This window comes from Guyparkeria sp. WRN-7 (genome assembly GCF_001641825.1).
In the GTDB taxonomy this organism is placed as follows: Bacteria; Pseudomonadota; Gammaproteobacteria; order Halothiobacillales; family Halothiobacillaceae; genus Guyparkeria.
This window is the reverse complement of the sequence record NZ_LRFH01000004.1, coordinates 1-23,192: the sequence shown is the minus strand read 5'-3', so window position 1 is coordinate 23,192 and position 23,192 is coordinate 1. Positions and strand designations below refer to the sequence as shown.

The 23,192-nt window shown below is 67.6% G+C and carries 17 protein-coding genes and 1 pseudogene; 10 read left to right on the top strand and 8 right to left on the bottom strand.

The window, feature by feature from the left end; genetic code table 11:
- Window positions 1-92: 92 nt before the first annotated feature.
- Together AWR35_RS02745 and AWR35_RS02740 are read right to left on the bottom strand one after the other, a co-directional pair.
- Entirely contained in the window at window positions 93-2,255 is a 2,163-nt protein-coding gene (locus AWR35_RS02745) for a GNAT family N-acetyltransferase (RefSeq protein ID WP_058574438.1), read from the bottom strand.
- Window positions 2,256-2,295: 40 nt separating this feature from the next.
- Window positions 2,296-3,867, bottom strand: a complete 1,572-nt coding sequence (locus tag AWR35_RS02740) for an inorganic phosphate transporter (RefSeq protein WP_058574437.1) — start codon at window positions 3,865-3,867, stop codon at window positions 2,296-2,298.
- A gap of 125 nt (window positions 3,868-3,992) precedes the next feature.
- Between AWR35_RS02740 and recQ the strand changes: the two genes are divergently transcribed.
- Window positions 3,993-5,798, top strand: a complete 1,806-nt coding sequence (gene recQ / locus AWR35_RS02735; RefSeq protein ID WP_058574436.1) for a DNA helicase RecQ — start codon at window positions 3,993-3,995, stop codon at window positions 5,796-5,798.
- Here recQ and AWR35_RS02730 read toward each other — a convergent pair.
- Window positions 5,795-8,413, bottom strand: a complete 2,619-nt coding sequence (locus AWR35_RS02730) for a DUF2339 domain-containing protein (protein ID WP_058574435.1) — start codon at window positions 8,411-8,413, stop codon at window positions 5,795-5,797. The two genes, recQ and AWR35_RS02730, sit on opposite strands and share 4 nt — an antisense overlap.
- 144 nt (window positions 8,414-8,557) lie before the next feature.
- Between AWR35_RS02730 and AWR35_RS02725 the strand changes: the two genes are divergently transcribed.
- Complete coding sequence (locus AWR35_RS02725; RefSeq protein WP_058574434.1) at window positions 8,558-11,665, top strand: error-prone DNA polymerase; 3,108 nt, start codon at window positions 8,558-8,560, stop codon at window positions 11,663-11,665.
- Between the two features lie 386 nt (window positions 11,666-12,051).
- Window positions 12,052-12,954, top strand: a complete 903-nt coding sequence (locus AWR35_RS02720; protein WP_066185043.1) for an alpha/beta fold hydrolase — start codon at window positions 12,052-12,054, stop codon at window positions 12,952-12,954.
- 61 nt (window positions 12,955-13,015) lie between these two features.
- On the opposite strand, the gene AWR35_RS02715 is transcribed toward AWR35_RS02720, so the two are convergent.
- Genes AWR35_RS02715 through AWR35_RS02705 form a run of 3 tightly spaced genes read right to left on the bottom strand, consistent with a single transcriptional unit; the run spans window position 13,016 to window position 15,305 of the window.
- Window positions 13,016-13,426: a CBS domain-containing protein gene (locus AWR35_RS02715; protein WP_058574433.1), complete on the bottom strand. Its 411-nt coding sequence runs from the start codon at window positions 13,424-13,426 to the stop codon at window positions 13,016-13,018.
- Window positions 13,416-13,763 (bottom strand): hypothetical protein, encoded by a 348-nt coding sequence (locus tag AWR35_RS02710; protein ID WP_058574432.1) that lies wholly within the window; start codon window positions 13,761-13,763, stop codon window positions 13,416-13,418. Before AWR35_RS02710 ends, AWR35_RS02715 begins: the two co-directional genes overlap by 11 nt.
- 15 nt (window positions 13,764-13,778) lie before the next feature.
- On the bottom strand, window positions 13,779-15,305 hold the full coding sequence (locus AWR35_RS02705) for a DUF1538 domain-containing protein (RefSeq protein ID WP_058574431.1): 1,527 nt from the start codon (window positions 15,303-15,305) through the stop codon (window positions 13,779-13,781).
- 119 nt (window positions 15,306-15,424) lie between these two features.
- On the opposite strand from AWR35_RS02705, the gene AWR35_RS02700 reads away from it, so the two are divergent.
- From AWR35_RS02700 to AWR35_RS02690, 3 genes are all read left to right on the top strand, one after another.
- On the top strand, window positions 15,425-16,339 hold the full coding sequence (locus AWR35_RS02700) for a universal stress protein (protein WP_058574430.1): 915 nt from the start codon (window positions 15,425-15,427) through the stop codon (window positions 16,337-16,339).
- Window positions 16,340-16,432: 93 nt separating this feature from the next.
- Entirely contained in the window at window positions 16,433-17,362 is a 930-nt protein-coding gene (locus AWR35_RS02695) for a histone deacetylase family protein (RefSeq protein WP_058574429.1), read from the top strand.
- Window positions 17,352-17,951: a uracil-DNA glycosylase family protein gene (locus tag AWR35_RS02690; RefSeq protein ID WP_058574428.1), complete on the top strand. Its 600-nt coding sequence runs from the start codon at window positions 17,352-17,354 to the stop codon at window positions 17,949-17,951. Before AWR35_RS02695 ends, AWR35_RS02690 begins: the two co-directional genes overlap by 11 nt.
- A 4-nt stretch (window positions 17,952-17,955) precedes the next feature.
- Here AWR35_RS02690 and AWR35_RS02685 read toward each other — a convergent pair whose 3' ends face one another.
- A complete protein-coding gene (locus tag AWR35_RS02685; protein WP_058574427.1) occupies window positions 17,956-19,686 on the bottom strand; it encodes a potassium/proton antiporter in 1,731 nt (576 codons plus the stop codon).
- Between the two features lie 106 nt (window positions 19,687-19,792).
- Window positions 19,793-20,098, bottom strand: a complete 306-nt coding sequence (locus tag AWR35_RS02680) for a hypothetical protein (protein ID WP_058574426.1) — start codon at window positions 20,096-20,098, stop codon at window positions 19,793-19,795.
- Window positions 20,099-20,225: 127 nt separating this feature from the next.
- Between AWR35_RS02680 and AWR35_RS02675 the strand changes: the two genes are divergently transcribed.
- From AWR35_RS02675 to AWR35_RS10880, 4 genes and pseudogenes are all read left to right on the top strand, one after another.
- Window positions 20,226-21,089, top strand: a complete 864-nt coding sequence (locus tag AWR35_RS02675; protein WP_058574425.1) for a WYL domain-containing protein — start codon at window positions 20,226-20,228, stop codon at window positions 21,087-21,089.
- A gap of 197 nt (window positions 21,090-21,286) precedes the next feature.
- Entirely contained in the window at window positions 21,287-21,928 is a 642-nt protein-coding gene (locus AWR35_RS02670) for a hypothetical protein (protein WP_058574424.1), read from the top strand.
- A 186-nt stretch (window positions 21,929-22,114) separates the two neighbouring features.
- Window positions 22,115-22,699 carry a thioredoxin family protein gene (locus tag AWR35_RS02665; protein ID WP_058574423.1) on the top strand — a complete coding sequence of 195 codons (585 nt, stop codon included), beginning with the start codon at window positions 22,115-22,117 and terminating at the stop codon, window positions 22,697-22,699.
- A gap of 265 nt (window positions 22,700-22,964) precedes the next feature.
- Window positions 22,965-23,192 (top strand): annotated as a pseudogene (locus AWR35_RS10880) (hypothetical protein); the annotation flags it as partial.

Here is a 23,192-nt window from a genome sequence, read left to right as displayed (position 1 = left end):
TGTCCCTGTGTCCGTGGTGCCGTTCGGCGCTCTGTCCGACCAGTGCAGCATGTCCGGACCGGCGGCCTCAAGCATAGCGCGTGCTCGAGTTCCTAGCTCGCCAGCACCTCGAGGACATGTCGCAGGGCTTGTCGGCAGGCGTCCTCGACGGCCCGCCGCCCGGCGAGGCCGAAGCGGGTTGCCAGCGTCGACTCCTCGGCAAGCTGCAGGAAGCGCCCGACCAGCAGGGCACGGTTCTCGGTGCTGACGGCCCTGATCACCGCCGGTTGGCTGAGTGCCGTCGGCAGCCAGCGGCGCAAGGGGGCGAGCGCGGCATCCAGGTGGTGCCGATGGTAGGCGCAGGCGTCGATCTGCCGCCGGGCGGCCTCATCGAGAGTCGGCGGCGTCATTGGTGTCGTGCCGGCTAGTAGCCGGGCAAGGCGGCCGGCATCGGCCCGGCGCAGCGGGCCGGCGGCCCGGTCGGCCAGGGTCTCGACCAGCCGGCGTGTGCTGTGTTCGACGGCTTGCTGACCGGTCGGGGAAAGCCCCGTCACCATGACCATGGCCTCTTCGCCGGAGGCCGGGTCGCGGTGCTGGCCCAGATGCAAGGCCGCCAGGTGGCAGGCCTGCCAGAAGTCGATCAGGTCGTCCTGCGCACCGAAGCTCACGCCGAGAAAGTCCAGCCCGTCGGCACGGGCCTGCTCGGCGATGGCCGCCACCAGCCGACGGCCGAGCCCTTGCCGGCGGGCGACGGGGTGCACGGCGATGCGCTGGATGCGTCGGCCGGCCAGTATCGGCCAGTCGGCCTCGCCGGCATGCGCCGCCAGGGTCTGCGGCAGCAGATGGCCGTGCAGGCGACGCTCGCCGGCGAATACCGCCTCGGCCAGCGGCCGGGAAAGGTTGCCCTCGTCCTGTACCACGGCGGTCGCCAGCACCCCGCCGTCTGCCTCGACCGTCCACAGTTGGGTGCCCGGGGCCTCGAGCAACTGGCGCAGGTCGCGCGGTGTCGTGCGGTAATGGGCGCCGACGAGCAGGCCGAACAGTTGGGCCAGGCGGGGCTCGTCGGCGGCCAGTGCGTCGCGGTCCAGCCGCTGTGGCGTGCCGGGCTCGCCGGGAGGCGACGTCGGCAGGTCGGCCGGGTCGGCATCGAGGAGCAGCAGACGGTCGATCAGCGCCTCGAGCGGATCGTCCGTCGACCAGCGGATCGGTGTGCTCATCCGCAGGTGATGGACCGATGCCGCGCGTGACTCGAGGCGTGGCAGGAATCGCAGGGCAAAGCCCCGGCCGCTGCCCTCGTAGCCGTGTTCGGTGGTGGCGAACACACAGCGCGGATGGTGGGAGAACAGGTCGTCGAGGAGACCGGCGGGGAGCGCGGCGGCCTCGTCGACCAGCAGCAGCCGCCCCGGCGGGCATTGCTCGATCAGCACGTCGGGCGGGAGGAAGCGCAGTCGATGCGCGCCGAGACGTATTGCCCCGTCGCCGTCGGGCGCGGCCCCGATGATCTCGGCGGTACGAGCGAACAGCGGCTCGACCGCCTCGCGTCGCGGCGCGGTGACCAGCACATCACCGAGACCCTCTTCGAGCACGCGTGCCGCCGCGATGCCGAGTGCGGAACTCTTGCCGCGGCCACGATGCGAGCGCAGCACCAGGGGGCGGCGCGGCCGACTGCGCGCCACGTGGACGATCCGTTCGACTGCCTCGGCCTGATCGGGAGTGCGGCAGGGAGCGGTGGCCAGCCGGGGCTCGTCGGTCGACCCGACAGGCGACGGCACCGCCGCCAGCGGTTTGCCCTCGGTGACCGTCCACAAGGGTTGCTGTTCTTTCAGGAGGCCGGTCAGCCGGCGGATGTAGGCCGAGCCGCCATCCGCGGGGGTGAAGGGGTAGGCCGTGATCCGGGCGAGTTCCGGGTCCTCGCGTTCGGGCCAGTCGGCCAGCGGTGGAGCGATCAGGATCAGGCAGCCGCCGGCGCGCGGCAGGCCGGCGACGGCGCCGAGGGCGTCGGGGTCGAATCCGGACAGGGCATTGAAGATGACACGGTCACATTCCCCGCCCAGCGACTCACGCGCGCGGCGCAGGCTGAGCGAGCGCGCCACGGGCGGGGCGTCGGGCCCGATCCAGAGGGTGTCCTCGTCGACCAGTGCCTGCGCGCATGCCAATGCCCAGGCAGGCCTGCCGTTGACCAGCACCGGCAGGCGGTGGCCGGCGCGTTGCCAGGCGGGCAGGGCGGTGTCGAGCGCCTGGGCGATTTCGGCTTCGCGGATTCTGGGGGCAGCCATGGAGAGGGATTGTACTGCCCCGTCTGCGGTCGGCGGTGAATCAGGCCATCATGCCGCGGATCAGGAAGAAGAAAATCGCCGAAAGGATCGCGGCGGCCGGCACGGTGATCACCCAGGCGGCGACCACCTTGAGCATCAGCGAGCGCTTGACCAGCTCGCGCTTGTAGATCTTCTTCAGTCCCTTGCGCTGGCGCTTGCTGATGTGGACCTCGCGTCGCGTGCTCTTGTTCTTGAGTTCGGCGAGCATCTGCTCCTTTTCCTTGAGCGGGGCGGCGCGGAACCGCTCCAGGTACTCCTGCATCACCTCGTCGTCATCGCCTTCCGGGTGCAAATCGCGAACCTGCTGCTCGAGGCGGTCGTAGCTGGACTTGAGGTATTCGCGCAGGAAGCCGACACCGAAGACCGCGCCGATGGTGACATGGGTGGTGGAGACCGGCAGGCCCAGCTGGGAGGCCAGGATGACCGTCAGGGCCGCGGCCATGGCGATGCAGTAGGCGCGCATCTGGTCGATCTCGGTGATCTCGTGGCCGACCGTGCGGATCAGCTTGGGGCCGTAGAGGGCCAGGCCCACGGCCAGACCCAGCGCGCCGATGACCATGATCCACAGCGGGATGGCGGCCTTCGCCGCGGTGCCGGCATGTGCCAGGGCGTCGTTGATCGCGGCCAGCGGCCCGACGGCGTTGGCAACGTCGTTCGAGCCGTGGGCGAAGCTCAGCAGGGCGGCGGCGAAGATCAGCGGCCAGGTGAACAGGCTGTTGACGCTACCCTTGCTGTTCTCCGTCATGCGATCCGCGGCGCGCGCAATCAGGGGGCGAACCAGGAAGAACACCGCCACGGCGACGACCAGGCCGATCCCGAGGGCGCCCATGAAGGAAATGTCCGTGATCCGCTTGAGTCCCTTGACCGCCAGGTAGGTGGCGAAGGCCCAGGCCATCAGTCCCAGGAACCAGGGGACGCGCTGTCTTGCCGCGGCGATCAGGTCGTGCTGGTAGGTGATGCTGCGCTTGATCAGGTAGAGCAGGGCGGCGGCGATGGCCCCGCCCAAGACGGGCGATATCACCCAGCTGGCGGCGATCTGTCCGACCGTTCCCCAGTTGGCGATGCCCCAGCCGGCCGCGGCGATGCCGCCGCCCATTACCCCGCCGACGATCGAGTGGGTGGTCGAGACCGGTGCTCCCAGTGCGGTGGCGAGGTTAAGCCAGATCGCCGCGGCCAGCAGGGCGGCCATCATCAGCCAGACGAAGGTCATGGGGTCGGCGATCAGGGTGGGGTCAATGATGCCCTTCTTGATCGTGGTGACGACTTCGCCGCCGGCAATGATCGCCCCGGCGGCCTCGAAGGTCGCCGCGATGACGATCGCCCCACCCATGGTCAGTGCCTGCGAGCCCACCGCCGGGCCGACGTTGTTGGCCACGTCGTTGGCGCCGATGTTCATGGCCATGTAGGCACCGATCACCGCCGCGATCACCATCACCATGCTGACGTGGCCCTGGGTGATCCAGGTGAACAGGGCCACCCCGATCACGAACAGCAGTGCCAGCCCGAAGCGCAGCAGCTCGCGGCGGGTAGAACGGGAAACCTTGTCGAACGCGTCCATCTCGTCGAGATCCATGGGGCGGCTGTCACCTTGTCACAATGTAAAAAATCGACGTTAGCGAAGTTGGCCGCGCGCGTCCATCGGCGCCGATCCGCTCGTCACGGTTTCCTTCGTCGGGGGAATCTGGCCCAATAGCCGCCATGTCGAGCAGTCCCCGCCAAATCCTGAACAGCGTCTTCGGCTACGAGGACTTCCGCCCGCCGCAGGGCGAGGTGATCGATACGGTCATGGGCGGCAACGACGCCCTGGTGCTGATGCCTACCGGCGGCGGCAAGTCGCTCTGCTACCAGGTGCCGGCGCTGGCGCGCGAGGGCACGGCGATCGTGGTCTCGCCGCTGATCGCCCTGATGCAGGACCAGGTGGCCGCGTTGCGCCAACTGGGCGTGGCCGCCGCCTTTCTCAACTCGAGCCTCTCGGCCGAGGAGGCGCGCGAGGTGCTGGGGCGGCTGCACGACGGCTCGCTCGATCTCCTCTACGTGGCCCCAGAGCGGCTGATGATGCCGGCGACCCTCGAGCGTCTCGCCAGCGTGCCGCTCTCCCTGATCGCGATCGACGAGGCGCACTGCGTCTCGCAGTGGGGGCACGACTTCCGTCCCGAGTACATCCGTCTGGGTGAACTGGCCGGGCAGTTTCCGGGCGTGCCGCGCATCGCGCTGACCGCGACCGCCGACGAGGCCACCCGCGAGGAGATCGTCGAACGTCTGCAGCTCAGCGGGGCGCGGCGCTTCATCTCCGGCTTCGACCGGCCCAATATCCGCTACCGCATCAATCAGGGCACCGGCGGCGGCCGCGACCGGCTGCTGCGCTTCATCCGCGAGTCGCATCCGAACGAGGCGGGCATCGTCTATTGCCTGTCGCGCAAGAAGGTCGAGCAGACCGCCGAGTGGCTCGAGAAGCAGGGGCTGGTGGCGCTGCCCTACCACGCCGGGCTGTCGGCCGAGCACCGTCGCCGGGTGCAGGAGCGCTTTCTCGCCGAGGAGGGCGTGATCGTGGTGGCGACCATCGCCTTCGGCATGGGCATCGACAAGCCGGACGTGCGTTTCGTCGCGCATCTCAACCTGCCCAAGAGCATCGAGGCCTACTACCAGGAGACCGGCCGGGCGGGCCGCGACGGCCTGCCCGCGGACGCCTGGATGGACTACGGCCTGCAGGACGTGCTCACCCTGCGCCAGATGATGGCCGGCTCCGAGGCGGACGAGCGCATCAAGCGCATCGAGCGGACCAAGCTCGATGCCATGTTGGGCCTGACCGAGATGACCACCTGCCGTCGCCAGGCATTGCTGGGCTACTTCGGCGAGACACTCGCCGAGCCCTGCGGGAACTGCGACAACTGCCTCGAGCCGCCGGAGACCTGGGATGCCACCGAGGCGGCGCAGAAGGCACTCTCCTGCATCCATCGCACCGGCCAGCGCTTCGGCGTGAATTACCTCGTCGCCGTGCTGCGCGGCGAGGCCGACGAGCGCATGCGCCGCTTCGGACACGACCGGATCTCCACCTTCGGTATCGGCACCGAGCTGTCGGCGACGGCCTGGCGTGGCCTGTTCCGTCAGCTGATCGCCCGGGGACTGATCGCCGTTGATGCCGAGGGCCACGGCGGGCTGCACCTCGACCCGAGCTGCCGGGCGGTGCTCAAGGGCGAGGAGACCCTGCGGCTGCGCCCGGAGACCAGGCGCAAGGCCGCCACGCGTGGCTCACGCCGCCAGCCGGTCGCGGTGCCGGTCGAGGACGAGCCGTTGTGGGAGTCGCTGCGCGCGCACCGCAAGCGGCTGGCCGAGGAGCAGGGCGTGCCGCCCTACACCGTCTTCCATGATGCGACCCTGAAGCACATGATCGAGATCCGCCCGGCCACCCTCGAGGAGATGGAAGCGGTTTCCGGCGTGGGCGAGCGCAAGCTGGAGAAGTACGGCGAGGGCTTCCTGCGCATCCTTCACGCCCACGCCGGCTAGATCGTCTCGTCCGGCGGCGCGCGCCGACGCGCCAGCAGCTGGTGGACGTAGGCCAGCGCCAGCAGCGACAGTCCCAGCCCCATGAACGAGACCGCCCGCAACAGGCCGGTCAGTCCGCTCATGTCCACCAGGAAGATCTTGAGGATCACCAGCGTCAGCAGTGCCATGCCGCCGCGGTAGAGGTTGCGGTTTTCCCTGACGATCCCGGTGAGCAGGGCCGCCATCGCCATCAGCAGCCAGACGGCCGAGTAGGTGTAGAGCTCGCCGTTGGAGGCGGCGTCGACCAGAGAAAGCTCTCCCTGCCAGAGATGGCGGATCTCGAAGCTCACGAACAGCCACAGGCCGACCCCCGCGACCACGGCGAACTGGCGCCGGGTCATCGGTTCGTAGACGCGACTGGCCAGGCCGAACAAGACCACCGGCAGACCGTAGGCGAGCAGCAGCGGGTTGAACAGCGGCGTGTCGCCAATATGGCCTGCCTGCGGCCCGCCCCACAGCGGATTGGCAATGGTGAGCAGGTAGAAGTAGGCGAACAGCGCCAGCACCATCATCACCCGGCCGGCATGGCGGTAGACGGCCTCCAGTTGCGTGGAGAGCTGGCCGCGCCAGTGGTAGACGAGCCCCAGGGCCGCGGCGAGATTGACGTCGATGGCCGCCTCGAGGAAGTCGAAACGTGGCGCGAACACCGCGCCGTCGTAGAGCCAGTAGCGCAGCTCGACCACCAGGAACAACACCAGCAGATGCAGTGCCCCGCCTTCGAGCCAGCGGCGCAGCGGGGCGTCGACCGGCACCTGCCGGCTGGCTAGCACGGCCAGCAGCAGGCTGCCGCCATAGGTCCATAGCGTCCAGTGGCCTTCGACCGGGTAGGTGACGAGCCACGGGTTGAGCGTCAGTCGGATCACTACCACGGCCAGCACCAGCTTGATCAGCCAGTGGAGGTTACCCATCGGCACGCGTCGCATCACCCAGGTCAGGGAGACCAGCTGGGCGGCCAGCGCCAGCGTGAGGGTGGCGTTCTCCAGCGCGATGACCGCGGCCAGCGAATAGGCCAGGTGGCCACCGGTCACCAGCCAGAAGGCGACGCCATCGGTCCACCCGCGGCGCAGTCGCCAGACGGCCAGGTTCAGCAGCAGCCCCCCGTAGACGATGCACAGCACGGCCAGCCCCCAGGGCGGCAGTGCCTGGCGGGCCAGCAGGTAGGCCAGTGCCACGGCCACCAGTGGGGCGACGATGGCCAGCGAGGCATCCAGCGCCGAGCCCGGCCGCCGGCGCAGGTGCCACAGCCCGGCGGCCGAGAACAGGCCGGCCAGCAGGGCGAGGAAGGCGAACAGCGTGGCGTGGTGCTCGGTCGCGACCGGGTCGACCATGAGCGTCGGCATCTGGGTGGGCAGCGTGGCCAGCTGGGTGGCAATTAGCCCGATGGTGACGACGGCCAGGGTCAGCCACGGCAGCGGCCGCAGGTGGTCGTTGTAGCGTGCCGCGATCAGCAGCACGGCCGGCAGGGGCAGCCACAGCAGCGGTCCGCCGCCCCAGTGCGGGTCATGGCCGAGGCTCAGCCCCAGTGCGGCCAGCAGCACCAGCAGCCCGATGAGGAGGACGCGCTGGTCGGTCGGCATCAGGCGCAGCCAGTCGCGCCAGTGGGGCGGGTGGTCGGCGACGACGGCCCGGTCGAGCCGCCAGTTGCTCGTGTGGATGGCGAGCATGCCCCAGGCGAGCACGGCGAGATAGCTGCCCAGCCAGGCTTCGGTGTGCTTGCCCGTCATCAGGGCCACCCACCACCAGAACAGGGCCCCGCCGAGGGTGCCCCACCACAGCCAGTCGCGGTAGACGTAGCGCATCAGGGTGAAGCCGGACAGGGCGATCACCGCGCTGTAGGCCAGCGTCGTGACCAGCTGGTCCGACTGCGTGCCCAGAAGGGCAGGGACGGCGTAGCCGCCGAGCAGGCCGAGGATCGCGAGGACCGGGCCATGCCACAGGGCAAGGGTCAGGGTGGCGAGCGAGATCAGCGCCAGCACGGCGAAGACCAGTCCCACCGGCCAGAGCTGGTAGAGGTGCAGGGCGGCCAGGGTGGCCGCGTAGAGCGTCAGGCTCGCCCCACCGGCCAGTGCGGCCACGGCGTCCGATCGCCAGGCCGAGCGTCGGCGCAGCCATTCGGCCAGTGCATGCAGGGCGATGCCCGTGAGAAGGCCTGTCGCTATGCGCGCGGCCGGGCCGAGATAGCCCTGCTCGATCGAGTAGCGCACCAGGAAGACGCCGGCGAGACCCACCGACAGCCCACCGAGCCAGATCATCCAGTGCTCGCGCAACAGGGCGACGAAGCCGGGGGTGCGGCCGGTCGCGTCGGTGGGGGTAGCGGGTTCGCGCTTGGTCGGCCGGTCGGGCGGCGGTTGTTGTCGTCCCTCGGCCCAGTCGGGCGGTGCGCGCCGCGGTTCCGCTGCTGGCTCAGGGGTGGGTCTGGCTGTCGGGCTGGCGGTCGGTTGCGCCGATTCGCCGGCTTCCAGCCGTGCGAGTCGCTCTTCCAGCCGGCGCAGTCGGAAAAAGCTGATCCAGCCAAGCACGCCGCCGGCGAGCAGGGCCAGGAATGAGAGCACGGCAAACAGCAGCAGCTCGTCCATGGGCGGGTGTCCTTGACGTGTCCGGGGGCTTCTCGCCGCTCTCCGCTGCGGCGCTTGGAGTGATGGTAATCCCAATTGTGGTTGGGGCGGTATCGCCCGCGGGTGGGGTGGATTCCATAAACTGTATGGATATACAGTATCTGTATGAGCGCCTACGCCGAGCTGTCCGCCCGATCGAATTTCAGCTTCCTCGCCGCCACCGCCGACCCCGAGCGCCTGGTGGCGGTGGCGGCCGAGCGTGGCTATGCGGCCATCGCCGTCTGCGACGAATGCTCGTTCGCCGGCGTGGTGCGTGCCCAGCAGGGCTGGAAGGACCTGCCGGCGGACGGCCGGCCGCAGCTGATTCTCGGCACGCGACTGGTGCTGGAGGAGGGCGACGAGCTGGTGCTGCTGGCCGCCGACCGGGCCGGCTACGCGGCGATCAGCCAGCTGATCACCCGGGGGCGACGGGCGGCGGCCAAGGGCGAGTACCGACTGGATCGGGCGGGGGTGCTCGACGGCCTCGATGGCGGGGTGCGCGTGATCTGGCAGGTGCCGGCGGCCGGCGGGATCACGCCGGCGTGGCTGCTCGCCGCCGCCCGTCCCTGGCTGGGGGTGGTGGCCTGGCTCGACGGACTCGACGGTGCGCGCGCCGGGCATGCCCGGCGGCTGGCCGCGGCACACGATCTGCCGATCACGGCCCTGGGCGACACGCTGATGGCCGAGCCCGAGGAAAAGCCGCTGCTGGACGTGGTCACCGCGCTGCGCCATCGGACCACGGTGATGGCGGCGGCCGACCGCCTGCCGCGCAATGCCGAGCGGCATCTGCGCCCGGTCGACACGCTGGCCGATCTGTTTCCCGCCGCGTGGCGCGCCGAGGCGGTGCGCCTGGCCGGCGAGTGCCGTTTCTCGATCGACGAGCTGGCCTACGAGTACCCGCTCGACGACATCCCGCCGGGCGTGCCGGGCCACGAGCACCTGCGGCGGTTGACCCTCGAGGGAGCGGCCGAGCGCTGGCCCGAGGGCGTGCCGCCGAAGGTGGTCGCGCAGATCGAGCACGAGCTTGCCGTCATCCGCGAGATGGCCTTCGAGCCGTATTTTCTCACCGTGCACGACATCGTCCGTTTTGCCCGCTCGCGCGACATCCTCTGCCAGGGGCGCGGCTCGGCGGCCAATTCGGCGGTGTGCTTCGCGCTCGGCATCACCGCGGTCAACCCGGCCGAGTCCTCGATGCTGTTCGAGCGCTTCATCTCCAAGGAGCGTGCCGAGCCGCCCGACATCGACGTCGACTTCGAGCACCACCGCCGAGAGGAGGTGATGCAGTACATCTACCGGCGCTACGGTCGCGACCGCGCCGCGCTGGCGGCCACGGTGATCCGCTACCGGCGCCGTTCGGCCCTGCGCGATGCCGCCCGGGCGCTGGGCATCGGCGAGGACGTCCAGGAACGCGTCAACGAGCAGCTGGCGTGGTGGGACCGCGAGGTGAGCGCCGAGAAGCTGGCCGCGGCCGGTATCGACGGCGAGCAGCGCCGCATCCGCTGGTGGCTCGAGATCGCCCGGCAATTGACCGGCATGCCGCGCCACCTCTCGCAGCATGTCGGCGGCTTCGTCATCGCTCGCGGCCAGCTCGCTGACCTGGTGCCGGTGGAGAACGCCTCGATGGCCGATCGGACCGTGATCCAGTGGGACAAGGACGATCTCGACGCGGTGGGGCTGATGAAGATCGACGTGCTGGCGCTGGGCATGCTCTCGGCGGTACGCCGGGCGTTCGCGCTGGCCAACCGGCACCGCCCGCGCGAGCAGCCACTGGCGCTGTGGTCGATCCCGCGCGAGGACCCGGCCACCTTCGAGATGATCAGCCGGGCGGACACCGTCGGCGTGTTCCAGATCGAGTCGCGCGCGCAGATGAGCATGCTGCCGCGCCTGCAGCCGCGCTCGTTCTACGATCTGGTGATCGAGATCGCGATCGTCCGCCCCGGCCCGATCCAGGGCGAGATGGTCCACCCCTACCTCAAGCGTCGCCAGGGACTCGAGCCGGAGGAGTATCCCAACGATGACATCCGACGGGTGCTGGGACGCACCCTGGGCGTGCCGATCTTCCAGGAACAGGTGATCGAGCTGGCCATGGTGGCCGCCGGTTTCTCCGCCGGCGAGGCCGACCAGCTGCGCCGGGCGCTGGGGGCGTGGCGCAAGCGCGGCACGCTCGAGGACTTCCGCCGACGCCTGTACGACGGCATGACCGCGCGCGGCTTCACGCCCGATTTCGCCGACCGGGTCTACCGCCAGATCCTCGGTTTCGGCGAGTACGGCTTCCCCGAGTCGCATTCGGCGAGCTTCGCCGTGATCGCCTATGCCTCGGCATGGCTCAAGTGCCACGAGCCGGTCGCCTTCTACTGCGCCTTGCTGAACAGCCAGCCGATGGGTTTCTACGGCCCCTCGCAGCTGGTGCAGGATGCCCGCCGCCACGGGGTGGTGGTGCGCCCGCCCTGCGTGCTGGCCAGTCAGGACGAGAGCACGCTCGAACCGTTGGCAGGGCAGGGGAATGCCAGCGAGACCCATGCCCTGCGCCTGGGGCTGGACCGCATCCGCGGGCTGTCCGCCGGCGGCATCGAGCGCCTGCTGGCCGCCCGGCGGGTTGCACCGTTCCGGCAGGTGGCCGACTGCGTGCGCCGCGCCCGGCTGGATGCGCGCGACCGGCGCGCGCTGGCGCAGGCCGGTGCCTTCGCCGGGTTGGAAGACAATCGTCATGCCGCCCACTGGGCGGCCACCGGCATTCCCGACGATCTCGCCCTGGAGGCGGGGTTGCCGGCCGACCGGGCGCTTGGCGAGTCGGCGGTCGAACTGCCCGCCCCCGACGAGGCCCAGACCATCCTCGCGGACTATCAGCGGCTGGGACTGTCGCTGAACGGTCATCCGCTGGCGCTGCTGCGCGAGCGACTGCGCCGGCTGCGGTTACGGCGCAGCGACGAGCTCAAGACCCGTCATGACGGGGCGCACACGCGCTACTGCGGGCTGGTGACCATGCGCCAGCGCCCCGGCACGGCCAAGGGCACGGTGTTCCTGACGCTCGAGGACGAGGCGGGCACGGTCAACGTGATCGTCTGGCCCGACCGGGTGGCCGAATACCAGCAGGTGGTGGTCGGTGCGCGTCTGCTGGAGGTGCGTGGCCAGTGGCAGCATCGCGAGGGCGTGGCGCATCTGATCGCGCGGGTGCTGGTCGATCACAGCGACTGGCTGGGGCGGCTGCCGGCGCGATCGCGGGATTTCCACTGAATCGCGACAGCCTCCACGCAAAAGGGAATGCGAAACGTTTGCATTTGCATGTGTGATCGATATACTGCGTCTCGTCAGGTGGAAACGAAGCGGGCGGCCAAGTCAGCCAACCCCAGCCACTCGCGACGCATTGATCCGGGGAACTCCTGAAAACCTTTCCGGTCAGAGCGCGTGGGTCACGTTGAGAGCCTCTCTCTTCGTTCTCATTGACTCCTCCTGCGGTGAGTTTGCGGGCAGGCTGATCCCCTTCGGGGGACGGCCTGCCCATTTTTTTGTGGCATGGCTTATCGATTTGTGCGGTCTGCGCAGCCACGGGGACGTGTTTGGCGCCTCTTCCGGCTAGACTTGCCGTCGGAACCGCCAATTCACCAAAGAGGAAAACAACAATGAAAGGCATTTTCCGCACCCTGAGCACACTCGCCCTGGGGCTGTCGTTTCTGGCCGGCCAGGCACAGGCCGCCGAGCGGGTAGAGCTCGAGCATGACGGCACCACCCTGGTCGGTCACATGGAGATGGCCCCGGGCAGCGAGATCAGCGACGGCGTGGTGCTGATGGTCCACGGCACGCTCGCCCACGGGCAGATGGAGATCATGCGCAGCATGCAGTCGCTCCTGGCCGAGGCGGGCTACAACGCACTCGCCATCAACCTCAGCCTGGGGCAGGACGCGCGCGAAGGCATGTACGACTGCGCCACCACCCACCGCCACGAGCACGGCAACGCCGTCAACGAAGTTGCCGCCTGGGTCGAGTGGCTGAAAGGCGAGGGTGCCGAGCGACTGGCCGTGATGGGCCATTCTCGTGGCGGCAACCAGGTGGCGCGTTACCTTGCCGGCGAGCCCGATCCGTCCGTCGAGAAAGCGGTGCTGCTGGCCCCGCAGACCTGGACTGCCGGCTATCACGCCAAGGATTACCAGAAGCGTTACGACGCTGAACTCGCTCCGCTTCTGGACCGCGCGGAAGCCCTCGTTGCCGAAGGTCGTGGCGACGAGGTGATGGAGATGGATTTCATCTACTGCGAGGACACCACGGCCACCGCCGCCAGTGTGGTCAGCTACTACCGCGAGGACCCGCTGATGGACACCCCCACCGTGCTCGGTGCGGTTTCGGTGCCGACGCTGGTGATCATCGCCGGGGCGGACACCACCATCACCGACCTCGAGGAGAAGATGGCCGAGCCGGCCCAGGCCGACCACATCGAGATGACGGTGGTTTCGGGCTCGGATCACATGTTCCGTGACCTGTTCCTCTACGACGCGGCGGACGCGGCCACGGCCTTCATCGGCTGGTGATCAGCCAGTCGCGATGATCGAATCAAGCGCGGGCCCTCGGGCCCGCGTTTTCGTTGGGGGGTCAGGTATCGGCCAACGCCATGATCGACTCGACGATGTCGCTCATGGTGACGATGCCGGCCAGTTCGTCGCTTCTCAGAACGATCACGCGTCGGATCGACTGCGAAACCATCAGGCGGGCGGCGTACTTGATCTCCATGCCTTCGGGGACCGATATCGCGGGTTTGCTCATCACGTCGTAGACGTTGGCCAGATCGATGTCGCCTTCCTCGGCAACGATGGTGCGCAGGATGGAGGTGTAGGTGAGGATGCCGTAGGCATCGTGCGGATGGGCCTTTCCGACCACCAGCGACTTGACGCGCCGCTGGCGCATCTCGCGCAGGGCCTCGCGCAGGCTGGCCATCGGCGAGATGGTGGCGACTTCCCGGACCATCACGTCGCCGACCAGACGGGGACGGGTTTCAGAGGTCATCTTTCAGGTTCTCCTGGAATCGTTCTACCTGCCGGTTCTCGATGCCGGCGATGTGCTCCAGCGGCAGGGTGAAGACCACGCCGCGCGAGTTTTCCTTCAACTCGAGCTCGTGGGTGAGCGCCTTCATCACCTTGAGCGACAACGAGCGTTCAAGCACGAACAGCAGCACCGACTGGCTGCCCTCGTAGGTCAGGCCGAAGAAGGTCTTCTTCTCCTCGGCGCCGATGCCGCGGCCATTGAGCAGTGTCACGCCACCGGCCCCGGCGTCCTTGGCGACCTTGATGGCCTTTTCCTCCATGTCCTCGGCGAGAATGGCGACCAGTACGGAAAATCTCATCGCGATGCGTCCTCTTCAGTCGATGTCATCGGTCGTTGGTCGGCCCGAGAGCCGGCGATTGACCCTATCGGCAATCGTGGCATAGCCGAGCACGGTCACGATCGGAAAGATCGAGGCGAAGGCGATCAGGCCGAAGCCGTCCATGAGCGCATTGCGCCCCTCGATTTGCGTCGCCAGGCCGATGCCCAGCGCCGTGACCAGCGGCACGGTGACCTCCGAGGTGGTCACCCCGCCGAGATCATAGGCCAGTGGCACGATGTAGCGCGGCGCGACGAACGTCAGCCCGATCACCAGCGCGTAGCCGCCGATCACGTAGAGGTGGATCGAATCCCCCGCCAGTATGCGGTGCACGCCGATGGTGATGCCGATGGCCACGCCGAGCGCGACCAGCAGACGGATCACGGCGGCGTTTATTTGCCCCCGGGCGGCCTGTTCGGCCTGGTCGCCAATCGCGATCAGGGCCGGTTCGGCCATGGTGGTGGCAAAACCGATGGCGAAGGCGAACAGATAGAGGAAGATCAGGTTGTCACGGGCAATCAGCTGATCGGCCATGCGCTCGCCGATGGGGAACAGGCCCAGCTCGAGGCCGACCACAAAGGCGTACAGCCCCAGGATCACCAGCAGGAAACCGATCACCACGCGCTTTAAGTGCGGGATCGGCTGGCGGAGGATGACGAGCTGGAAAAACAGCACCGCCGCAATGATGGGCAGTACGTCGCGCAGGGTCGTGAGAAGCCCCGTGAGGATGCTCAGCGGATCGAGTGATGCCCCCTTCGCGGCCGGGTCGCCAGCGAGGTCGAGCGATTCACCGCCCGGGTCGATACCGACGATCTCGAAGACGTAGATGCCGTAGGCCTGGACGGTGATCATCGGCACCATCACCGCCAGTGCGACCAGGCCGAAGCCGTCGGCCAGAACATTGCGCCCGCTGATCGCGGCGGCCAGCCCCATGCCCAGAGCCGCGATCAACGGCACCGTGACGATATTGGTGGTCACGCCGCCCGAGTCATAGGCCAGGCCCACGATCTCGGGCGGGGCGAACCAGGTGATGGTGACCACGGTGATGTAGCCACCGATCATGAACCAGTGCAGCGGCAGGCCGAGCAGGGTGCGCAGTACCCCGAGCGCGACCACGAGGCCCACGGAAGTGGCGATGATCAGGCGCAGGGTCATGGCATCGATATGCCCCTCGCTGATCGTCTCGGCCTGACCGGCCACCGCAATCAAAGCCGGTTCGGCGATCACCGCGGCAAAGCCGAAGGAAAAACCGAAGCCCAGCAACAGGGGCAGCGAACCGCGCCGGGCGAAGGCGTTCGACAGGCTCCTGCCGATCGGGAAGATCCCCATCTCCAGTCCCTGCAGGAACAGGGCTACCCCGAGGACGACGATGCCCAGTCCCACCAGGATGCCGGTCAGCCCCTCGGGCACGGACTGGAGCACGAACAGCTGGAATGCCGCGACCACGAGCACGATCGGCAGCAGGTTGCGACCGGCGTGCAGCAGGGTACTCCAGAAGATCTTGAGCTCGCGCAAACCCGTCATGCTCCTGGTTAAGGCGAGCGCTACGGTGGCGGCACCGCGCCCTTATCGCCAAGCTGGTGAAGACGATTCCTCTGATGGTAACTTGCAATCAACGAGAACGCCGATCCCTGGAGCGAAAGATGGCCGAAGCCTGCCCCATCCTGATTGCCAGTGACCTCTCCGATGCCAGCGAGGTCGCGGTGACCCGCGCGATGCAACTGGCCGGTAGCCACGCCTGTCCGTTGACCGCCCTGCACGTCATCCAGGAGGAGCCATTGTGGTGGGTGGTCGAGAGCCGAGATCTGGATCCGGACGACCTGCGCCTCGAACTGCGCCACGAGGCGCTGGCGACGCTCCGGGCCCAGCTGCGCGAGATGGCGGGGCGGGTAGATCGAGAACCATCCGAGCCGGGCGTGCAGGTGCGGTTTGGCAAGCCGGCGGCGGTTGTCACCGAGATGGCGGAAGCCATGGAGGCGCGCCTGATCGTCGTCGGTGCGCACGGCCGTCACGCGGTGCGTGACTGGTTCATCGGGACGACGGCGGAAAAGATGGTGCGTGCCGGTCGTGTGCCGGTGCTGGTGGCTCGGTGCGAGCCGACTCACAGCTACCAGACGGTGGTGGTTGCGGTCGATTTCTCCGAGTCCAGCCGTGCCGCCCTTCGCGCCGCCCTCGCCTGGGCACCGCGGGCGCAATTCACCCTGGTGCACGCCTACGAGACACTGTTCGAGAGTTACATCGACGTGGTGACCTACGAAAACCTTCGGCAGGAGCTCGAGGACGGGTTGTACGCGCGTCTGCGCGATTTCGCGCGGGAGGCGGGCGTGCGCAGCGAACACGAACCGGACTACCGCGTGATTGCCGGCCACCCGGGGACCGCGGTGGTTGACGCCGCGGTACGGGCCCATGCCGACCTGACCGTCTGCGGCACCCAGGGCGAGACGGGGTTGCGTTCCTTGCTGCTTGGCAGCGTCGCCCAGCATATCCTGCGCGAATCCCGTAGCGACGTGATGACCGTGCGGGCCCCGCATGACGGGGCTGAGGGATTCGGTAGCTAGGGGATTCGATTCGCACAGGCTTTTCTTTACACCGATCATGTCGCGTGCTTGATTTGAGCCATGCCCGCCGAGCCGTTCGAGAGGAATCCGCGCATGCTCATCTACAGCCACCCCGTCTGCTGGAAACACAAGAACGAGAACGACGTGATGTTGCCGCATCCCGAGCGTCCCGAGCGCCTTGATGCGGTCATGGCGGCGATCGAGCGTTTTCCGGCGGATCGCTACCAGCGCCTAGAGCCGCCCCTGGCCGACAAGGCCGACTACGAGCTGGCGCACGACCCGCGCTACGTCGATGCCATCTTCACCCAGGCGCCCAAGGACTTCGGCGTGCTGCGCGTGGATGGCGACACCTCGCTCAACCAGTACACGCTCGATGCCAGCCGACGGGTGGTCGGCGGGGCGATGGACGCGGTCGACCGGGTGCTGGCCGGCCCCGACCGTCGGGCCTTCCTCGCCACGCGCCCGCCGGGTCACCACGCCGCCCCCTGCCAGCCAGCCGGTTTCTGCGTGTTCAACAATGTGGTGATTGCGGCTTACCACGCCATTCGCCACCACGGGCTGGAGCGGGTGGCGATCGTCGACTTCGACGTCCATCACGGCGACGGCACGGAACGGATCGTGGCCCAGAGCGAGCCGGTACGGTTCTTCTCCTGCTTCCAGCACCCGTTCTACCCGTACTCGGGCATCCCGCCGCTGGCCGACAACTGCCTGCCGGTGCCCCTCGAGAACCTCACCGATAGCGAAGGCTTCCGCAAGGCGATCCGAGAGTCGGTCTGGTTCGACACCCTGGCCGAGTTCGAGCCGCAGCTGCTGCTTTTCTCGGCCGGCTTCGACGCCCATACCCAGGATCTGCTCGGCGGCCTGCTGCTCGAGAACGAGGACTTCGGCTGGATCACCCGCGAGGTGATTGCCGCGGCCGGTGGCGACGACCTGCCGGTGGTCTCCTTGCTGGAAGGCGGCTACGACCTCGAGGCGTTGGAGGATTCCGTGCTCGAGCATCTCAAGGCCCTGGATGTCGGTTGAGCCGCTCGAGCTCAATGCGCTTGAAGCCGAGATCCGCGCCTGCCGGCTGTGCGAGGCCGAGCTGCCGCTCGGTCCGCGGCCGGTGTTCATTGCCCGCCCCGAGGCGCGTCTGCTGATCGCCGCCCAGGCGCCGGGGCGGCGCGTGCACGAGACCGGTCTGCCGTTCAACGATCCCAGCGGCGAGCGGCTGCGCGACTGGCTCGGCATCGACCGCGAGACCTTCTATCACCACCCGGCCATCGCCATCGTGCCGATGGGCTTCTGTTTTCCGGGCACCGGTCGGGGCGGGGATCTGCCACCACGGCCCGAATGTGCGCCGACGTGGCGCCGGCCGCTGCTGGCCGCCATGCCGCGGGTCGAGACCACGGTGGTGATCGGTCGTTACGCGCTGGGCTGGCACCTGGGGCTGAAGGGCGGTCAGCGCGTGACCGACCTGGTGGCCGACTGGCGGCAGCACGCGCCGAGCCACTTCCCGCTGCCGCATCCCAGCCCGCGCAACAACCGCTGGCTTCGCAACAACCCCTGGTTCGAGGCGGAGGTGGTTCCCGCCCTGCAGGCGCGGGTGGCAGCACTGCTTGCGGCCCCCTGAGCGCCTAGCCGGTCCGCTCGCGGAATTTCAGGCCCACCTGGGTGATCGCCGAGCCCTCCATTTCGCGCACAGTCAGCTCGACGCGGTCGAGATGCACGGCATCGCCCACCACCGGCGGATTGCGCAGCAGGGCCTTGATGGCCTCGTCGAGCGTCGCCTCGCGCAGCCTCTCGGGCGGGTCGATGCCGTAGACCTGGGCGAGATCACTCACCCGCGCCGCGCCACGCAGGGAAAAGGCGCCGAAGAAGGTCTGTTCGGCCAGCGATGGTTTCTTCCTGCGCTCGCCGTTAAAGAAGCGGTTGAGGTCGTTGATCATGTCCTCGGGGATGATGGTGAGCACGATGTCGCCGGCCTGAAAGCGGAAACCGCGCTCGGGCTTTCGCAGGGCGAGGTTGCGGACCACGCCGGCTACCGTGACCGACTCGCCGAACGGCAGGCGATCGAGCCCGGCGCCGTCGCCGTCGGTATGCTCGCCGACCACGAACTGCACCATCTCCAGCCGTGGCTCGATCGGCAGGTTGAGATCCGCCCGCTGGCGGGGCTCGGCCAGGGGAGGCAGTTCGACCTTGAGCAGGCGGGCGGCCAGCGGCACGGTGCTGCCCTGGATCAGCAGCGAGGTGATCACCACCACGTAGGCGACCTCGAAGAAGCGGTCGGCCTCGTCGATGCCGTAGATGACGGGGAACAGGGCCAGCACGATCGGCACGGCTCCGCGCAGCCCCACCCAGCTTATGAAGGCCGTCTCGCGCCAGTTGAAATGGAACGGCCACAGGCTGACGGCGACCGCGAGCGGCCGGGCAACCAGCAACAGGGCAAAGGCGAGAACCAGGGCCGGCACGATCTGATCGAGCACGGCCGTCGGGGTGACCAGCAGGCCGAGGATCAGGAACATGCCGGCCTGGGCGAGCCAGGCCAGGCCGTCCATGATGCGCAGGACGTGGAAGGTGCCGCGATTTTTCGCCGTGCCGATCACCAGTCCGGTGAGATAGACACCGAGGAAGCCGCTGCCGCCGAGCTCGTTGATCAGCGCAAACGAGAGCAGCCCGCCGGAGGCGATCAGCAGGGCATAGAGGCCCTCGGCCAGCTCGATGCGCCGCAGCGTCTCGCGCAGCGCGAAACCGAAGGCGACCCCGAGTAACGCGCCGATGCCGAACTGCTGAAGCAGGAACAGCCCGGTCCAGGGGTCGAGCAGCGACTGGTCGGTCGAGATCACCTCCAGCAGCGTGATGGTGAGAAAGATCGCCATCGGGTCGTTGATGCCCGACTCGATTTCCAGCGTCGAACCGACCCGTTCGTTGAGCCGCGTACCGCTGCCCTTGAGCAGCGAGAATACCGCCGCGGCGTCGGTCGAGCCGATGATCGCACCCATCAGCAGGCCGTAATGCCAGTCGAAGCCCATCAGCCAGGCAGCCAGAGCCCCCATCGCGCCGGCGGTGATCATCACGCCGACGGTGGCCAGTGACAGGGCGGGCTTCAGGGCCACCCGGAAGGTACGGATGTGGGTGCGCAGGCCGCCGTCGAGCAGGATGATGGCCAGTGCGATGTTGCCGATCAGAAAGGCGGTCTGGAAGTCGTCGAAGACCACACCGCCGATCCCGTCCTGGCCGGCAAGCATGCCCACACCAAGAAAGATCAGCAGCAGCGGGAAGCCGAAACGCGACGAGGCCATGCCGGCGAGAATGCTGGTGAACAGCAGCAGGGCACCGAGCAGGATGAAGGAATTGGTCGCGTCCATAACGTCCTTGAGAAACCGAGCGGGCCAGTCGGTTCCATCATACGCGAGCTCCCCCGGGACGATGTCCGCGGGGGAGCGTTCGGGGCGGGTGGGTACGGTCCGGGCTTCAGGCCGGCTGGGCCATCAGGGTTGGCAGCGGCGCGATCGGCCGGCGGGTGGCCGGACCGGGTGTTGCCGGCACCTCGGGCAAGGGATGGCGGGCATCGATCTCGCGTCGCACCGCGGCCTGCTCGGGCAGTAACGGCAGGTGGCCGCCGGCAAGCATCTCGACGGCATCGGAAAGGCCGAGCCGGTCGAGATGCTGCTGGGGCTCCTCGAGAAACGTCTCGAGATCCAGTCCGGTCGTCGACAGGCGGCAGGCACGAAAGATGTTGGCCCAGAAATCGATCACTTCGTCGCGGTAGGTATGCATGACTGTGCTCCTCTGTTGACCGCCTACAAAATAGGCATGTCCAGATAGTAGGCACGTAATTCAGGTGTGTCAACAAAATCGTGTCGTTTTTATTGACAGGTGGTGCCCGGCCCGGAGAATGCGGGGCATGCAAACTTCCCCCGATACCCTCAAATGGGACCTGCGTCAGCGGCTCAAGCTGCTCGAGTGCACGCTGCTGCTTAACGGCTGGGTGCGCACCCAGGCACTGACCGAGAGCTTCGGCATCAGTCGCGCCCAGGCCTCCAAGGACTTCGCCGTCTACCAGTCGCTGGCGCCGGACAACCTCGTCTACGACCGGTCACACAAGCGCTACCAGGCCGGCACAGCGTTCCGCCCGGTCCTGCTGTCCGGGCGGACGTCGGAAATGCTCGATCTGCTGGCTGCATTGCCGGGTGAGGACAGCCCCGTGGTGGCGCTGGCGGCCGCCGGCCCAGCCGTGGAAATCCTGCGACCGATGGAGCGCGAGCTGGACCTCGATGTCTTCCGGGCGGTGAGTGCCGCGGCGAGCAACGGCTGCCGGGTGGCAGTGGAGTACCAGTCGATGCGCCGCCCCGAGCCGCGTCGTGTGACGCTCTCGCCGCACACGTTGGTCTACAGCGGCTTTCGCTGGCATGTGCGCGCCTACAGTCATCGGCACGACGAATACCGCGACTTCGTGCTTGCCCGCATGCGTGGAGCGGAGCTGCTGGGTGAGGAGATCGGGGCGTCGCGCGAGCAGGATCGCGACTGGATCGAGATGGTGGAACTGGTGGTGGGTGTGCATCCGGAGCTGTCGGCCGCCCAGCGGGCGGTGATCGCGGCGGACTACGGCATGGATAACGGCCGCACGGTCTACCCGCTGCGCCGCGCGATGGTGCCGTACTTCCTGCGCCTGATGCAGATCGAGCCCGAGCGCGAGCATCCTGACCCTAAGGTGCAGCAGATCCGGTTGCTCAATCCCGAGGTGCTCGAGAGCGCTCGTTGGGGCTAGAGAGGTGGTCCGTCGGCTGCGCCGCCGGCAGGGGAAGGGTGCGTGCCATCAATCAGAGCCACAGCGTAACGTGTTGTTTCTTTGACACATTCGTGTCGGTTTTCTAGCGTCAGTTGCAGTTGGGGCACCACTTGTCGGGAGACGGGGAAGTGCCTCATCCCATTTGCCGATATCCCGAGTTAGGGAAGGAGGCGCACGTGAAACGCAATCTGATTACCACCGCGCTGATGTTGTCCTTTGCCGGCGGCAGCGTGGCCGCCGAGAATCCGTCCGGTCTGCCGGACCAGTCTGCGCTGGTGCTTTCGGGCACGGCGATCGAGATCACGCCGAGCTCGTTTGTGATGGATTACGGCCAGGGGCTGATCACCGTCGAGGTGGACGACTGGGAGTGGATCGAGCAGGAGGCCCGCGGTCTGATCAAAGGTGACGAGGTCACCGTCTACGGGGTCATCGACGATGATTTCAGCGAGGCCCGCAGCATCGAGGCGAGCAGCCTGTATGTGGAGAACCTTGGCACCTACTTTGCTGCCGCGCCGACTGACGATGACGACGTGTCGGTCATCCCCACGCTGGTATTCAACGTCCAGACCGGCATGGATGTAACCGGCAAGGTGTCGTCGGTCTCGCCAGCGGACAAGGAATTCACCATCGACTCGGGCAACCGTCAGGTCACGGTGGATACTAGCGACCTCAACTACGACGTGCTCGACGACCAGGGGTTCCAGCAGGTCGACAAGGGCGATCTGGTCGCCGTCAACGGCCACATGGAAGACGACTTCCTGGAAAGCATGCAACTCGAGGCCGATTCCGTGGTCACCTTCGCCCAAGGCTATTACTAAGCCTGCTTCCCCCGGGAAGTCGCCTCTTGTATCCCTCGCTTTTCTTCCCCCGGATCGGGGGATTTTTTTATGCCGGTCGAGGGACGTGAAGGCGATGATGGAGCGCGGGTCACAAAACGTGCGACTATCGCCCGACTACGAATGATGCCGGCGTGTCCGGTGGGTGTGACAGGGAGAGAAGAGACGATGAGGGGACAAGCAACAAGTCGCGAGAACGGCATCAATCGACAGGGCAGGGCACTGGCGCGACTCGCCGCACTGACTCTGCTCCTCCCGCTGGCCGGGTTGGGGCAGGCGAGCGATGGGCCCTATACCGACGAGGTTGCCTTCGTCGACCACCTCAACGACCTGCCCATGGACCTGGCCTGGATGCAGGAACACGACAAGCCGATGATGGTGTTCTTCCATGCCAGCTACTGCGGCTATTGCCGGAAGATCGACGACGAGTTCATCATCCCGATGCGCTTGAGTCCCAAGTACCAGGGGCGATTGATCATTCGTCGGGTGCAGATCGACGGCGACCAGACGTTCACCGGTATGGACGGCACCATCAAGCAACCGGAAGCCTTCGCTGATCGCCTCGATGTCCGTGGTGTTCCCTACGTGCTGTTTTTCGCTCCGAGCGGCCAGCGGATCGGCGAGATCACCGGCACGGCACCCGGGTTCTACAACCACTATCTCGAACGCAACGTCGATCTCGCCGAGCGTTGTGCCCGCGACATGAGCCCGCAGGCGTGCCAGCAATTCGCCGACCGGCCCGGTCTGCGCTGATTGTTGCGCCGCTGCGCGCGTTCCTAACCTGCTGCCGTTTCTCGTTCCGTCTCATCGGGCCGGATGCCTCGTGCTGAACGGGGCGGGCGGCGGTGTTCCGTGTCTCTTTTCCTGTCCGTCGCCCGCTGCGCTCTACAGCGCCTCTGCTCAGTAGTGCGAATCATTACCATTTGCACCACAACTCCGGATGAATTACTGTGCGCTCCGATGCCGGGGCGGCGCTCGCGTTCCGGCCCCTGAAGCACTGATCACCGGTCATTCATTGATGTCGAAGCAGGCAATCCGATTAACCGTGCTGGGACTGCTGGCCAGCGGCGGGCTGCATTTGTTGCTGGTTCTGTTCCTCTGGCAGGAACCGGCCCCCGCGGAGGCGTCGGCCGGTTCCGACCCGGTGCGGGTCGAATGGGTCGACCTTAGCGAGACGCCCAAACCCAGGGGGGTAGTTGCACCGACACGGACGGAGCCGAAACCGGAGCCCGAACCGAAGCCGGAA

Bases quoted from the DNA above. Each gene is read 5' to 3' on its own strand.
- AWR35_RS02725 (WP_058574434.1), top strand. From the start codon at position 8,558: ATGAGCGCCTACGCCGAGCTGTCCGCCCGATCGAATTTCAGCTTCCTC.
- AWR35_RS02740 (WP_058574437.1), bottom strand. From the start codon at position 3,867: ATGGATCTCGACGAGATGGACGCGTTCGACAAGGTTTCCCGTTCTACC.
- AWR35_RS02715 (WP_058574433.1), bottom strand. From the start codon at position 13,426: ATGACCTCTGAAACCCGTCCCCGTCTGGTCGGCGACGTGATGGTCCGG.
- AWR35_RS02665 (WP_058574423.1), top strand. From the start codon at position 22,115: ATGAGGGGACAAGCAACAAGTCGCGAGAACGGCATCAATCGACAGGGC.
- recQ (WP_058574436.1), top strand. From the start codon at position 3,993: ATGTCGAGCAGTCCCCGCCAAATCCTGAACAGCGTCTTCGGCTACGAG.
- AWR35_RS02680 (WP_058574426.1), bottom strand. From the start codon at position 20,098: ATGCATACCTACCGCGACGAAGTGATCGATTTCTGGGCCAACATCTTT.
- AWR35_RS02700 (WP_058574430.1), top strand. From the start codon at position 15,425: ATGGCCGAAGCCTGCCCCATCCTGATTGCCAGTGACCTCTCCGATGCC.
- AWR35_RS02710 (WP_058574432.1), bottom strand. From the start codon at position 13,763: ATGAGATTTTCCGTACTGGTCGCCATTCTCGCCGAGGACATGGAGGAA.
- AWR35_RS02705 (WP_058574431.1), bottom strand. From the start codon at position 15,305: ATGACGGGTTTGCGCGAGCTCAAGATCTTCTGGAGTACCCTGCTGCAC.
- AWR35_RS02690 (WP_058574428.1), top strand. From the start codon at position 17,352: ATGTCGGTTGAGCCGCTCGAGCTCAATGCGCTTGAAGCCGAGATCCGC.
- AWR35_RS02685 (WP_058574427.1), bottom strand. From the start codon at position 19,686: ATGGACGCGACCAATTCCTTCATCCTGCTCGGTGCCCTGCTGCTGTTC.
- AWR35_RS02695 (WP_058574429.1), top strand. From the start codon at position 16,433: ATGCTCATCTACAGCCACCCCGTCTGCTGGAAACACAAGAACGAGAAC.
- AWR35_RS02675 (WP_058574425.1), top strand. From the start codon at position 20,226: ATGCAAACTTCCCCCGATACCCTCAAATGGGACCTGCGTCAGCGGCTC.
- AWR35_RS02720 (WP_066185043.1), top strand. From the start codon at position 12,052: ATGAAAGGCATTTTCCGCACCCTGAGCACACTCGCCCTGGGGCTGTCG.
- AWR35_RS02730 (WP_058574435.1), bottom strand. From the start codon at position 8,413: ATGGACGAGCTGCTGCTGTTTGCCGTGCTCTCATTCCTGGCCCTGCTC.
- AWR35_RS02745 (WP_058574438.1), bottom strand. From the start codon at position 2,255: ATGGCTGCCCCCAGAATCCGCGAAGCCGAAATCGCCCAGGCGCTCGAC.